Source organism: Pseudomonas sp. MCal1 (assembly GCF_026341415.1).
Taxonomy (GTDB): Bacteria; Pseudomonadota; Gammaproteobacteria; order Pseudomonadales; family Pseudomonadaceae; genus Aquipseudomonas.
In genome coordinates this window covers 582,188-595,317 of the sequence record NZ_JAKUMP010000001.1, presented here as the reverse complement: position 1 = coordinate 595,317, position 13,130 = coordinate 582,188, and the positions used below count along the sequence as shown (strand labels likewise).

Below are 13,130 nucleotides of genomic sequence, written 5' to 3'. Positions count from 1 at the left end.
TGGGAGCGAGCTTGCTCGCGAAGGCATTTCTAGCGGCGCTGAAAATTCTGTGCCTTACAGAATGCGATAGAGCAACCGCTCCACCCGCACCCGGCTCACGCGCTTGAGGAACTTGGCGACCCCGGCCGGGTAATCCGGCAAGGCTTCCAGGTCCTGAAAACGTGCGATCCGCGTGGTGTGTTCGAAGATGTTTTCCAACTCCAGCCGGCGCGGTTCCAGCCACTCGCCTTTCGGGTCATCGATCAGCAAGGCGTTTTCCAGATCGAGACGGAACGCCCGCGGGTTGAGGTTGTTGCCGGTCAGCAGTGTGTAGCGCTGGTCGATCCACATGCCCTTGAGGTGATAGCTGTTGTCGCCTTCACGCCACAGGTGCAGGTTCAACTGGCCGCTGTCGATGTTGCGCTGATGCCGCTTGGCGAAACGGCGCAGACTGATCTCGTACAAATACGGCAGCGCGGCAATCACCTTGAACGGCTCGCTCGGCGGGATGTAGAAGTCGTTGGCGGTCTTGTCGCCGACCACGATGTCGATCTTCACGCCGCGCGCCAGCGCCCGGTTGATCTCGCGGATCACCCCCAGCGGCAGGTTGAAGTACGGCGTGCAGATGGTCAGTTGCTTCTGCGCGCTGGCGATCAGCTCCAGAATCACCCGGTTCAGCGGGTTGTTCTTGCCCACACCCAGCAACGGGCTGACCGACAGGCCGGTATGCGCCGTGCTGCCGGCACTGGTGTCGTACGCCGCATATTTGAGACGGCTGCGCAGATCGCCGATGTCGTTGCGCAGGCTGCGAGTGGTCGGCAGGTTCGGCAGGTCGAGGCGGTGCACCGCTTTCGATTCGATCAGGCCGTGCTTGACCAGATGGTGCATCGAGTCCGCCAGTTCGCGGCTTTGCAGCACGTGATAACGGTCGAACCGGTACTTGTCGAATTTGTGCAGGTAAACGTTGTTCAGACTCGCACCGCTGTAAACCACGCAATCGTCGATCACGAAGCCTTTGAGGTGCAGCACGCCGAACAGCTCGCGGGTCTGCACCGGCACGCCATAGATCGGCACCTCGCTCTGGTGGGTGCGGGTCATTTCCTGATACCACGCCGAGTTGCCCGGCTGTTTGCCGGCGCCGATCAAGCCGCGTTGGGCCCGCAGCCAGTCGACGACCACCGCGATCTCGAGCTCTGGGCGCTTGAGTTTGGCGGCGTGCAAGGCATCAAGGATTTCCTGGCCGGCTTCGTCGTTTTGCAGATAGAGCGCGACGAGGTAGATGCGCTGGGTCGCCTGGGCGATTTTCTCCAGCAGGCAACGGCGGAAATCGGCGGCGCCGGGCAGGATCGTCACGGCCTCGGCGGTCAGCGGAAAGCTGCGCAGTTTGGGCAGCAGAGAGCGTTTGAAAAGCAACGGCATAGGGCTCGCAATGGGTCGAATCCGAAGAACCCGAGAGCTTACACCATCAACTCCTTCGGGTCTTGTGAGTGTCTGTAATGACTTGACTGATCGTTGATCGTTCCCACGCTCTGCGTGGGAATGCCTCAAGGGACGCTCCGCGTTCCAGCTCTGGAAGGGACGCGGAGCGTCCCGGGCTGCATTCCCACGCGGAGCGTGGGAACGATCAAAGCAAGAACAATAGAAATAACTGCTTGACCAAGGAGAACAATCGTTCTACTGTCCACCGCATGAACGAAATCACAAGCAATAACACGACCCGAGACATCATTCTGGATGTCACCGAAAAGTTGATCTACAAAAGTGGCATCGCCGCCACCGGCATGGATCTACTGGTGAAAACCGCCGGTGTTTCCAGAAAGAGTATCTACCGCTACTTCGCCAACAAGGAGGAGTTGACCGTCGCCGCCCTGCAGCGCCGCGATGTGCGCTGGATGCACTGGTACAGAAGCGCCGTCGATCAGGCTGAAACCCCGGCCGATCGCCTGCTCAACCTGTTTACCGTGCTCAAGGCCTGGTTCGCCTCGGAAGGCTTTCGAGGCTGTGCCTTCATCAACACCAGCGGAGAGACGGGCGATCCCGAGGATCCGGTCCGCCTGGTCGCCAAGGACCACAAACAAAAGCTGCTCGACTACCTGTGCGAGCTGTGTACCGAACATGGTGCCGAGGAACCGCAACTGTTGGCCAAGCAGTTGCTGATCCTGATTGATGGCGCCATTACCGTAGCGCTTGTGATGGGTGATCACAGTGCCGCCGATAATGCGCAATGCATGGCGCGAAAGTTATTGGAGCTGTAACGCCTTAATAAGCCTGACACGTTGTTTAACTTTTAATAGATCCGGAGACAAACATGTCTACTGCAGCCGAAGTTCGTCCGCCATTGCCACCCTTCAATCGTGAATCGGCCATTGAAAAAGTTCGTCTGGCCGAGGATGGCTGGAACTCCCGCGACCCGCATCGCGTGTCGCTGGCCTATACCCTGGACACCAAATGGCGCAACCGCGCCGAATTCGCCAACAACCGCGAAGAAGCCAAGGCATTTCTGACCCGCAAATGGGCCAAGGAACTGGATTACCGCCTGATCAAGGAACTCTGGGCTTACTCCGACACCCGCATCGCCGTGCGCTACGCCTACGAGTGGCGCGACGACTCGGGCAACTGGTTCCGCTCCTATGGCAACGAAAACTGGGAATTCGACGAGCACGGCCTGATGTTCCAGCGTTACGCCTGCATCAACGACATGCCGATCAAGGAAAGCGAACGCAAGTTCCACTGGCCACTGGGCCGGCGTCCGGATGATCATCCGGGGTTGTCTGAACTGGGTCTGTAATCACGGAGCCCGCCACTCAAGATGGAAGCAAGGATGCTTCCATTTCGTGCTTTCCCCAAAACAACAAAAGCCCGTTGTTTTTATCGCAAAAGGTACTTGTGGACTGTCAGTAATGACAGTAGTGACAACTGCAAATTCATCAAATCATTGTCATGCAACGAACGTGGCCGGTTGGACGACCGCCCTCTCTTCTACCCATGAAAATGAGCAACTGATATGACGCAAAATAATCTGATCCCAAACGGTGATTTCGGCACCGGTGACTTTAGTCACTGGATTCCACGAAATTACGACACGCCTATGTCTGTCGTACACCACAACGGTAACTATGTCGCACGTTTGGTCGGCGGTAGAAACCAGGGGCAGAATCTGGCAACCGATCCCTTCCCCATTCAGCCCGGTGCATTCGCTTTGACATTCAATGTTCAGGCGCCCGAGGCTGTCCCGCTGCAAAACACCAAGGATCGACGGTTTCACATCACCGATAGCGGCAAAGCTTCCAATCCACTGGTTCACGCATTTATCGTCTACACGCTTTGGGCGACCAACCGCAGCACTGGTGAAGCAGAAATCTGGTCAGGGTCGGAATATGTCGATCCAAAAACAAGAACGATTACGCTCAATGGCATGATTCGACCAGGCTTCGAATGGTTGGACATTGTCTTCGCCATTCCCAGCAATCCCTTTGGCAACAAAGGGCCGTTCTTCATCGGCAATGTCTGGCTCTCGGTGGTGTAACAACTCCCTTCAGGCGCCGCTGGATGATTGAGGATCCCATTCGCGATGAACCAGTGTTACAGCTATGATGACCGCCCGTCCCTGCCCTGCCGAATAAGCCGATTCCATGCCTTTCGAACTCAGCGTTGACCTCACCACTCTGGCCATTCTGGCCCTTGTCGCTTTCATTGCCGGATTCATCGATGCCATTGCGGGCGGCGGCGGTCTGTTGACCACGCCCGCGTTGCTTACCGCCGGTTTGCCGCCGCATCTGGTGCTGGGTACCAACAAGCTGAGTTCGACCTTCGGTTCGGCCACCGCCAGTTTCACCTTCTACCGCCGCAAGCTGTTCCACCCCAAACAATGGATGCACGCGATTGTCGGCACGCTGGTCGGTGCGCTGACCGGCGCCATCGTCGCCCATTACCTGCCCGCCGAATGGTTGAACAAGATGCTGCCGGTGATCGTCTTCGCCTGCGGCCTGTACCTGTTGTTTGGCGGTACGCCGAAAGCGCCGCTGGACAGCGACGCACCGATCAAGAAGAAATGGCAATCGACCCAAGGCTTCAGCCTCGGTTTCTACGACGGCGTGGCCGGCCCCGGCACGGGCGCGTTCTGGACCGTCAGCAGTCTGCTGCTGTACCCGATCGATCTGGTCAAGGCCAGCGGCGTGGCGCGCAGCATGAACTTCGTCAGCAACATTGCGGCGCTGTCGGTGTTCATGTTTTCCGGGCAGGTGGACTGGATCATCGGCCTGAGCATGGGCCTGTCGGTGATGGTCGGCGCATTCTTCGGGGCGCGCACCGCGATCAGCGGCGGCGCCAAGTTCATTCGTCCGGTGTTCATCACCGTGGTGCTGGGGTTGACCGTGCGTCTAGCCTGGCAGCACTGGTTCAGCGTGGCCTAAGCGCCGCGCCACATAGACGTCGATCAGGTAACGTGCAATCGATTTGGACGCCGGCAACGGCGGCAGATCGTGCACGTTGAACCACTGGGCGTCCTCGATCTCGTCTTCCTGGCAGACAATCTCGCCACCGGCGTATTCGGCATGGAAGCCGAGCATCATCGAATGCGGAAACGGCCAGCACTGGCTGCCCATGTACTGGATGTTCTTCACTTCGATGCTGACTTCTTCGCGCACCTCGCGGATCAGGCAATCCTCAGCCGATTCCCCAGGCTCGGCAAACCCCGCCAGCGTGCTGTAGACCCCGGTGACGAAACGCGGTGAACGCGCCAGCAGCACTTCATCGCCACGGGTCACCAGCACGATCATGCTTGGTGATATCCGCGGATAACTGCGCAGGTCGCAGGGCTGGCAGTACATCGCCCGCTCCCGTGGCACCTGGATCATGGCCTGACCGCAATTGCCGCAGAAACGGTGTTCACGCGCCCATGTCCCGATTTGCGCGGCGTAGCCCAGCACCTTGTAGATCGTATGATCGCCGTCGAGCATGAACGCCCGCAGGCCTTTCCAGTTGCAACCCGGCACCTCGCTGGTGCTGCGCAGTTCCAGCAGATACACCGGTTCGCCATCGAGATGACCGATACCGTGCTCGGCAAGGATCGACAATTCCTGACGCTTGAGCCATTCCCGAGGGAACAGCGCGCCGTTGTCATCGAACAGGAAACCCTCGGGGCTGCGCGCCACGGCCCAGCCGCCGGGTTGATCGGTGTCCAGTACTGCAGTGGTCCAGCGAGGTGTCATGGTTTCTCAATCCAGAAATTCGGGTTTCTGTTTGCTCATATGGGCGGCCATGGCCACGCGCAAATCGTTGGATTGCAGCATGGCAGCGTTCCAGGTGGCAACGTACTCGAGACCGTCGTCGATGCGATGGTCGCGCATGTAGCTGATCATTTCCTTGGTGCCGGTGACCGCGATCGGCGACTTGCCGGCGATGTCCCGGGCAATGTCCATCACGCCTTCGATCAGACCGTCCTTGTCGCTGTAGACGCGATTGACCAGACCGATGCTGCGCGCTTCTTCGGCGCCAAACGTGCGACCGGTGTAAGCCAGCTCACGCAGCATGCCGTCACCAATGATCCGTGGCAACCGTTGCAGGGTGCCAACGTCCGCCGCCATGCCGATGTCGATTTCCTTGATCGAGAATTGCGCGTCCTCGGCAGCGTAGCGCATGTCGCAGGCGGCGATCAGGTCGATGGCGCCGCCCAGGCAGTAACCCTGGATCGCCGCGAGCACCGGTTTGCGGCAATTGTCGACCGCATTGAAGGATGCCTGCAGGGTCAGGATCTTCTTGCGCAACAGGCGTGCATTGCGCCCGACATCCTTGCCCAGCTCATTGGCCACGCCGGCCAGCATCATCAGGTCGATGCCCGAGGAAAAGTGTTTGCCGGCGCCGCTGAGCACCACCACCCGCACTTCGTCGGTGTCGTCGATCCACTGGAACACTTCGACAATTTCGCTCCAGAACGCGGCGTTCATCGAGTTGATCTTTTCCGGACGATTGATCTGCACATGGGCGATGTTGTCGGCCAGTTCGACGCTGAAGGCGGTGTATTGAGTCATGGCAGAAATCCTTTACCGGGCTGGAAATGAGGCCCGAACTATAACAAGGCATCAGCACGGCGGTTCGGCCAAATGCGGGACTCTAGCCGTTCTTCACTGCGACGAAGGCCGCCGTCTCATAGGGCACTGTTACCACGTCCCTGCCCCGCAGCAGCGGCTCGCCGGCAATCAGCTCTGCTATCTGCTCGTCAATCCTCTCGCGCTGCTGGTCGCTCAGTGCAGCAATGAAACTGGTGGAACGCACCCGGTTGAAAATCACATCTTCCGGCGAGCCGGTATGGCCATGCTGAAAGTGCTGGGCTTGCAAGGGCCCGAACGCCGTATGGGGAAAGGCCTTGCGCCATTCGCCGGTGTAAAAGCGCGGCGTGTCGCCCTCCAGCGCATTGACGATGGCGTCCAGCTTGGGCACCCAGTCGACCCGGATGTCGCGCAGGTTCCAGATCAAACCCAGTTTGCCGCCCGGTTTGAGGACCCGGGCGATTTCATCCAGCGCCTCGGTACTGGCAAACCAGTGAAAGGCCTGCGCGCAGACCACCGCATCCACCGAGGCATCGGGCAGCGGCAAATCCGTTGCCGTACCGCTGACAGCCAGCACCTGCGGCCACGCCAGTGACAGTTTTTCCAGCATCTGCGCCACCGGTTCGACGGCGATTACCTGGGCACCGGTCGCCACCAGCCGTCCGGTGAATTTGCCGGTGCCGGCGCCGAGGTCGATAACGGTCTTGTGGCCATCAAGGCCCAGTGTGCCCATCAGCCATTCACTGACGGCCGGCGGATAGTCGGGCCGGCCTTTGACGTAGGTGTCGGCGGCGGTTTTGTAGCCGCTGGCGGCCGAGTGGTGAACCTGATCTTTCATGGCCAAACTCCCATGGTAGAACTGCAGATCGACAACGAATGCTGACGAGCATAACGCCGGAAAAAGGGCTTTCCTTTAACAAAGCCTGACAAAGCAATGAATAAATTTTCACCTTGCGGTGTTCAAAGTAAAACATGCCTCTCTGTGGAGCCTTGCCCATGACTATCCGTTCCGTTATGTTCGCCGCCCCGTTGCTGGTGGCCGCCGTTTTCGCGAGCCCCCTCGCCTTCGCCAATGGCGATGAAGAGGCGCCGGTGCAGAAACCCAACTGCCCCAAAGGCCAGGTGTTCGATACCAAAACCCAGAAGTGCGTGATGCAGACTAGCCGTCTGGTGCCCGACGCCGACCGGACCGATTACGCCTACCGTCTGGCCAAGGCCGGACGTTATGAAGAAGCCCTGGCCCTGCTCGACACGCTGGAACAACCGAATACCGCCAAGGCCCTCAACTATCGCGGTTATGCCACGCGAAAACTGGGGCGCACCGACGAAGGCATCGGTTATTACCTGCAATCGGTCAAGCTTGATCCTCAGTACGCGCAAGTCCGCGAGTACCTGGGCGAAGCCTATGTGATCAAGGGCCGCGTCGATCTGGCGCAGGAGCAGTTGCAGCACATCCGGAAGATTTGCGGCACGACCTGCGAGGAATACCGGGACCTGGCCGAAGCCATCAACGACTCATCGAAAACCTGACACGACACGCGGAGGCGAACATTTTCAGCGATCAGGCCTTCAGAGCCGAACTCGGGCAACACTTGGCACGCCTGTGGCGTTACGGCTTGCTGCTGTCGCGCAACCGGCACGTGGCCGAGGATCTGGTGCAAGCCACCTGCGTGCGGGCGCTCGAGCGTTCGGGCCAGTACGTGGCCGGCACGCGCATGGACCGCTGGCTGCTGAGCATTCTGCATTCGATCTGGCTTAACGAAGTGCGCGCCCGCCGGGTGCGCCAGGGTCAGGGCGTAGTGGACGCCGACAGCCAGCTGGCATTCGACGGCGAATACGCCGCGCAGACCCACGTCATGGCAGCGCAGATAATCCGCCGGGTCGATGCGCTGCCGGAAACCCAGCGCGAAACGGTATATCTGGCCTACGTTGAAGGCCTGTCCTACCGCGAAGTCGCCGAGATCCTGCAAGTGCCGATCGGCACGGTCATGAGTCGCCTGGCCACCGCGCGCCTGAAACTGGCCGAATACCCGCCGTTGCAAGCGGTACCGAACAGCCCCGCAGGAGACCGGCAATGAATACGCCTTCCGACGAGCAACTGGTGGCGTATCTGGACGATGAACTGGACCGAGAACAGCGCAGCCACCTCGACAGCCTCATTGCCGACGATCCGTTGCTGAGTTTGCGGGTGCAATGGCTGAGCCGCAGCAGCCTGCCATTCAAGGCTGCCTACGACGAACTGGCGCAACAGGCGCCGCTTGATCGCTTGCAGGCCCGACTCGACGCCGCGCCGTCACCGCAGAAGCCCGGTTTCAGCCGGCGCTGGTTCATCGGCGCAGCGGCAGCGGGCGTGGCGCTCGCAGGTGTCGCGGCGGACCGCTTGTTTCTGGCCTGGCAGACACAGCAATCGCACAACTGGCGCGAGCTGGTGGGTGATTACATGGCGCTGTATGTGCCGCAGACCCTCGAACATCTGCCCACTGATGAAGCCTCGCAACTGGCACAGTTGCGAACCGTCGATGCGCGGCTGGGCGTAAGCCTGTCGCCGGCGAAACTGAAACTGCCCGGCGCGCAGTTCAAACGCGCGCAGCTCCTTGAATACGACGGCGTGCCCATCGCCCAGATGACCTGGCTCGACGCCACCCACGGCCCGCTGGCGCTGTGCGTCACGCGCACCAACAGCGGCAGCCAGCCGCTGGCCCATGAACGTCGGCACGCAATGAACGTGGTGTACTGGACCGAACGCGAACACGCCTGGATGCTGATCGGCCATCACCCGGCTTCCGAACTGGAAGACATGGCGAAAATGTTTAAGACCCGGCTCAACGGTTAAAGAATTTTTTCACTATGCTGCCCGGGTGAGTTTCCAAGAAGGATGGATTTATGCCGATTTCGCCACGCACAGCCCTGCTGGTCATCGACGTGCAGAACGACTTCATTCCCGGTGGCCAGTTGGCCGTGCCCGAAGGTGATTTGATCGTGCCGCTGATCAACCGGCTCGCCGGGCAGTTCAAGCAAGTGGTCATTTCCCAGGACTGGCACCCGGCCGGACATGCTTCGTTTGCCTCCAGTCATCCCGGCCGCCAGCCCTACGACCTGATTCAACTGCCGTATGGCGAGCAGACGCTGTGGCCGGATCACTGCATTCAGGGCTCACGCGGTGCCGAGTTTCATTCGGGACTCGACCTGCCCCACGCGCAGTTGATCATCCGCAAGGGTTGCAACCCGGACATCGACAGCTATTCGGCGTTTCTGGAAGCGGATCGCGTAACGACCACGGGTCTGGCCGGTTATCTGAAGGAGCGCGGCATCGACACGGTGTACATGGTCGGCCTGGCGCTGGATTTCTGCGTGATGTTCTCTGCGCTGGATGCACGGGCGGCGGGGTTTAACACCTTTGTAGTGCTGGATGCGTGCCGGGCCATTGATTTGAATGGCTCGCGGGCGACGGCGATCGAGCGGATGCAGGTAGCCGGGGTCGGATTGATCCAGTCGACTGAACTGCTTTGACCGACTTGCTGATCGTTCCCACGCTCCGCGTGGGAATGCATACGGTGACGCTCTGCGTCACAAAGGACGCGGAGCGTCCTAGGCGGCATTCCCTCGCAGAGCGCGGGAACGATCAGCGCTCTGGGTGGGAACTCAGCGATCATCAGGTCGGGGTTGGCAGCCAGAGCCTGAACCGCGCCCCGCCCAACGGCGAGCCTTCCACCGTCAGCGTACCGCCCTGCGCCTCGAGCGCCCGACGGCTGATCGCCAGCCCCAGGCCAAAGCCGCCGGTCGCCCGATCGCGGCTGCGATCCAGGCGATAGAACGGCTCGAAAATCCGCTCCCGCTCGTCTTCCGGAATGCCGATCCCGTCGTCATCCACCCAGATCTCGCACCCCTTCGGGCATACCTGCACGCCAATCTGAATGCGTTTTTCGCAGTAGCGCATGGCGTTGCGCAGCAGGTTCTGAATCGCCCGGGCCGTCAGGCGCGGGTCGAGAGAGAAGCGTTCCAGCTGATTGTGCAGCAGCACATCGATGACGATTTCCGGGGATTCCAGTTCTTCGTCGACGCTGCCCAGAATGCTGTCGATGAATTCGTCCAGCGACACTTCGACCTGCTCCGGCAGCTTCGCCGGATTCTGCAGGCGGCTGTAGGACAGCAGCTCCAGCACCAATTCATCCAGTTCACGAATGTGCGCGACCAACCCTTGCAGGCGTTCGCGGCTGGCTTGCGGCAAGTCATCGGACAGCGCCAGCGCCAAGCCGAAGTCCAGGCGGGTCAGCGGCGTGCGCAGTTCGTGGGACACGGCGTTGAGCAGATCCCGCTGCTGGTTGAGCAGGTTTTCGATGTCGCCGGCCATGGTGTCGAACACGTGGGCCAGACTGCCGATGTTCGAATTCGGGCCAATCTGCGTACGTTCGCTCAAATGGCCCTTGCCGAAGCGTTCGGCCGTGCCCTTGAGGCGTTCCAGATCGCGCCAGTGCGGGCGAAACCAGAGCAACAGGCACGCCAGCAGACTCGCGCCGATCAGTACGTTGATGCTCCAGTACAACAGGTTCACGTCCATCGGATCCGGCGGCACCACCATCTGCACCGCCATTTCGTCGTTCAGCGGCGTGACCGCCAACGTCCGCCAGCCCCAGTCACCGATACGCACCACGTTTTCGCCGCGACGCAGGCGCTCTTGTTCAATCGGGGTGAAGTCGGCGTTATCGACACGGGCGAGGACGATGTGCAGCGGCTGGAAATCCTTGTCCATCGACGCCGCAACCGCGGGCCACTGATCCTGCGGCGCAGCGCGAAACTGCTTGGTGATCAGCGACTGCAGGCCCCGGGAATAGTCGAGGTTGTAAGTCACGAAGCGGTCCCTGAACGCCATCACTACCAGATCCGGCACCAGATAGATCGCCGCGCTGTAGGAAACGATCGTTACCAGGTAGAGGCGAAACAGGATTCTGAACATCGAATCAGCATTCCCACTCGGAACGGCTGAACAGATAACCCTTGCCCCACACGGTCTTGATCTTGCGCGCCTCGCCGGCATGGTCGTCGAACTTGCGTCGCAGCTTGGAAATCGCCACGTCCACCGAACGATCGGTGCCGTTGAACTCGATGCCGCGCAGGCGTTGCAGGATCTGGTCACGACTCAGCACTTCGCCGGCATGACGGGCCAGCACCACCAACAGGTTGTACTCGCCGCTGGACAGCTCGACCGGTTGCTCGCGCCAGGTCACGGTGCGCTCCGACAGGTCAATGCACAGATTGCCCATCAGAATCCGGTCGTTGGCGGTCATCGGTTCGCCGAGGCTGCTTCGACGCAACAAAGTACGGACCCGCGCCAGCAGGACGCGCGGCTCGCAGGGCTTGGTCACGTAATCGTCGGCGCCCATTTCCAGGCCCAGCACCTGATCGTGGCTGTCGTCACGAGCGGTGAGCATCAGGATCGGCAGCGTTGCCGAATCGGCGCGCAACAGGCGACACACCTGCAACCCGTCAAGGCCCGGCAGCATCAGGTCAAGGATCACCAGGTCCGGCGGATTGAGCCTTGCCCGTTCGCGCACATGGTCGCCCCGGCCGATCACGCTGACGGAATAGCCGTTGCGCTCGAGATAGCTGGAGATCAGTTCGGCGAGGGCGGTGTCGTCTTCGACCAGGAGGATGTTGGGCATTGATGATCCAGATATTGCAGTGGTGTTTGTCAGGACCTCTTCGCGAGCAAGCTCGCTCCCACATTGAATTTGTGTCGTTCACAAAACCTGTGGGAGCGAGCTTGCTCGCGAAAGCGGCTTAACAGTCACGAAATAATTCAAGGCGTAAAGGATATACGCCCTCACTCGTCCCCGAGCAAAACCCTTACACAATTTCACACAGCACCTACAAAGCTTCACCGCTACCCTCGGCGACTGTCCGTAGGATGCGCAGATCAATATTGGGGGTTGTACATGTCGAAGAATCTGCTGGCCGGGCTCGGCCTGATCGCACTGGCGCTGACGCTGAGTGCCTGTGATAAATCCTCGAACGCCGAGGAACAGGCACCGCCGGCCACCGTGCGGATCGAAACCCTTGAGGCGCGCCCCCTGTCGATCAGCAGCGAACTCAGCGGGCGGATTGCCGCACCACGCATCGCCGAAGTCCGTGCCCGGGTGGCTGGCGTCGTGCTGCAACGCACCTTCCGCGAAGGCAGCGACGTTAAAAAGGGTGACGTGTTGTTCCGCATTGATCCGGCACCGTTCAAGGCTGACCTCGATAGCGCCGAAGCGGCCCTGCGCAAGGCCGAGGCCAACGCGTTCCAGGCAAAACTGCAGGAACAGCGCTACGCCCAGTTGATCGACGACAAGGCCATCAGCGCTCAGGACTACGACAACGCCCGCGCCAATGCCCGGCAGACCGCTGCCGACGTTGCGGCCAACAAGGCAGCCGTCGAGCGCGCGAAGCTGAATCTGGGCTACGCCACCGTTACCGCGCCGATTTCCGGGCGCGTCGGTCGTGCCTTGGTGACCGAAGGCGCGCTGGTCGGCCAGAACGAAACCACGCCCATGGCGCTGATCCAGCAACTGAACCCGATCCACGCCGACCTCACCCAGTCGACCCGCGAACTGAATGAGCTGCGCCGGGCCTTCCGTTCCGGCCAGTTGCAGCAGGTCGGCCAGGATCAGGTCAAGGCCACGTTGATTCAGGACGACGGCAGCCTCTATCCGCTGCCGGGCAAGTTGCTGTTCAGCGACATCACCGTCGATCCGGGCACCGGGCAGATTATTCTGCGCAGCGAGTTTCCAAACCCCGACCTGGACCTGTTGCCCGGCAGCTATGTTCGCGTGCGTCTGGAACAAGGCGTGATTGAGCACGGATTGACCGTGCCGCAACGCGCGGTGCAGCGTGACAGCGCCGGTGTGGCGCAGGTACTGACCGTCGACGATCAGAAGCGCGTCGCCCTGCAACCGGTGCAACTGGGCGCCGTACAGAACGACCGCTGGATCGTCACCGGTGGCCTGAAGGCCGGCGACCGCATTGTCATCGAAGGCCTGCAACACGCCCGCCCGGGCGAAGTGGTGCAGATCGACGACACCCCTCTTCCACTTGCCCAGACCTCTGGTCAGTAAGCAGGACGCTCTT

At 60.6% G+C, this 13,130-nt stretch carries 15 protein-coding genes; 9 read left to right on the top strand and 6 right to left on the bottom strand.

The window, feature by feature from the left end; translation table 11 throughout:
* Window positions 1-54: 54 nt before the first annotated feature.
* Window positions 55-1,398 (bottom strand): CDP-diacylglycerol--serine O-phosphatidyltransferase, encoded by a 1,344-nt coding sequence (pssA, locus tag MKZ87_RS02725; protein ID WP_085696061.1) that lies wholly within the window; start codon window positions 1,396-1,398, stop codon window positions 55-57.
* A gap of 269 nt (window positions 1,399-1,667) precedes the next feature.
* Between pssA and MKZ87_RS02720 the strand changes: the two genes are divergently transcribed.
* From MKZ87_RS02720 to MKZ87_RS02705, 4 genes are all read left to right on the top strand, one after another.
* The gene (locus MKZ87_RS02720; RefSeq protein WP_085696060.1) at window positions 1,668-2,234 is read left to right on the top strand and encodes a TetR/AcrR family transcriptional regulator; all 567 of its coding nucleotides are present in this window, start codon (window positions 1,668-1,670) and stop codon (window positions 2,232-2,234) included.
* A gap of 53 nt (window positions 2,235-2,287) precedes the next feature.
* A complete protein-coding gene (locus MKZ87_RS02715; RefSeq protein ID WP_085696059.1) occupies window positions 2,288-2,767 on the top strand; it encodes a DUF1348 family protein in 480 nt (159 codons plus the stop codon).
* Window positions 2,768-2,983: 216 nt separating this feature from the next.
* On the top strand, window positions 2,984-3,505 hold the full coding sequence (locus MKZ87_RS02710) for a hypothetical protein (protein WP_266200222.1): 522 nt from the start codon (window positions 2,984-2,986) through the stop codon (window positions 3,503-3,505).
* Between the two features lie 106 nt (window positions 3,506-3,611).
* Window positions 3,612-4,391, top strand: a complete 780-nt coding sequence (locus MKZ87_RS02705; RefSeq protein WP_085696057.1) for a TSUP family transporter — start codon at window positions 3,612-3,614, stop codon at window positions 4,389-4,391.
* Here the strand turns inward: MKZ87_RS02705 and nudC are convergent.
* The 3 genes from nudC to MKZ87_RS02690 all read right to left on the bottom strand — a co-directional run bounded on the left by nudC (window position 4,359) and on the right by MKZ87_RS02690 (window position 6,864).
* Window positions 4,359-5,189, bottom strand: coding sequence for an NAD(+) diphosphatase (gene nudC, locus MKZ87_RS02700; RefSeq protein ID WP_266200221.1), 831 nt, complete (start codon window positions 5,187-5,189; stop codon window positions 4,359-4,361). The two genes, MKZ87_RS02705 and nudC, sit on opposite strands and share 33 nt — an antisense overlap.
* Window positions 5,190-5,195: 6 nt before the next feature.
* Window positions 5,196-6,008: a crotonase/enoyl-CoA hydratase family protein gene (locus tag MKZ87_RS02695; protein WP_011334292.1), complete on the bottom strand. Its 813-nt coding sequence runs from the start codon at window positions 6,006-6,008 to the stop codon at window positions 5,196-5,198.
* An 82-nt stretch (window positions 6,009-6,090) separates the two neighbouring features.
* A complete protein-coding gene (locus MKZ87_RS02690) occupies window positions 6,091-6,864 on the bottom strand; it encodes a class I SAM-dependent methyltransferase (RefSeq protein ID WP_266200220.1) in 774 nt (257 codons plus the stop codon).
* A gap of 158 nt (window positions 6,865-7,022) precedes the next feature.
* Between MKZ87_RS02690 and MKZ87_RS02685 the strand changes: the two genes are divergently transcribed.
* The 4 genes from MKZ87_RS02685 to pncA all read left to right on the top strand — a co-directional run bounded on the left by MKZ87_RS02685 (window position 7,023) and on the right by pncA (window position 9,536).
* Window positions 7,023-7,556, top strand: a complete 534-nt coding sequence (locus tag MKZ87_RS02685; protein ID WP_085696053.1) for a tetratricopeptide repeat protein — start codon at window positions 7,023-7,025, stop codon at window positions 7,554-7,556.
* Window positions 7,557-7,618: 62 nt separating this feature from the next.
* Window positions 7,619-8,104 carry an RNA polymerase sigma factor gene (locus MKZ87_RS02680; protein WP_139834807.1) on the top strand — a complete coding sequence of 162 codons (486 nt, stop codon included), beginning with the start codon at window positions 7,619-7,621 and terminating at the stop codon, window positions 8,102-8,104.
* The gene (locus tag MKZ87_RS02675) at window positions 8,101-8,859 is read left to right on the top strand and encodes an anti-sigma factor family protein (protein ID WP_266200219.1); all 759 of its coding nucleotides are present in this window, start codon (window positions 8,101-8,103) and stop codon (window positions 8,857-8,859) included. The genes MKZ87_RS02680 and MKZ87_RS02675 overlap by 4 nt, the downstream gene beginning before the upstream one ends.
* A 50-nt stretch (window positions 8,860-8,909) precedes the next feature.
* Window positions 8,910-9,536 carry a bifunctional nicotinamidase/pyrazinamidase gene (gene pncA, locus MKZ87_RS02670; protein WP_085702014.1) on the top strand — a complete coding sequence of 209 codons (627 nt, stop codon included), beginning with the start codon at window positions 8,910-8,912 and terminating at the stop codon, window positions 9,534-9,536.
* 142 nt (window positions 9,537-9,678) lie between these two features.
* Here pncA and MKZ87_RS02665 read toward each other — a convergent pair whose 3' ends face one another.
* Together MKZ87_RS02665 and MKZ87_RS02660 are read right to left on the bottom strand one after the other, a co-directional pair.
* Window positions 9,679-10,980, bottom strand: coding sequence for an ATP-binding protein (locus MKZ87_RS02665; protein ID WP_266200218.1), 1,302 nt, complete (start codon window positions 10,978-10,980; stop codon window positions 9,679-9,681).
* A gap of 4 nt (window positions 10,981-10,984) precedes the next feature.
* Window positions 10,985-11,686, bottom strand: a complete 702-nt coding sequence (locus MKZ87_RS02660; RefSeq protein ID WP_007960391.1) for a response regulator transcription factor — start codon at window positions 11,684-11,686, stop codon at window positions 10,985-10,987.
* A gap of 273 nt (window positions 11,687-11,959) precedes the next feature.
* On the opposite strand from MKZ87_RS02660, the gene MKZ87_RS02655 reads away from it, so the two are divergent.
* Window positions 11,960-13,117 carry an efflux RND transporter periplasmic adaptor subunit gene (locus MKZ87_RS02655; protein WP_266200217.1) on the top strand — a complete coding sequence of 386 codons (1,158 nt, stop codon included), beginning with the start codon at window positions 11,960-11,962 and terminating at the stop codon, window positions 13,115-13,117.
* Window positions 13,118-13,130 lie beyond the last annotated feature (13 nt).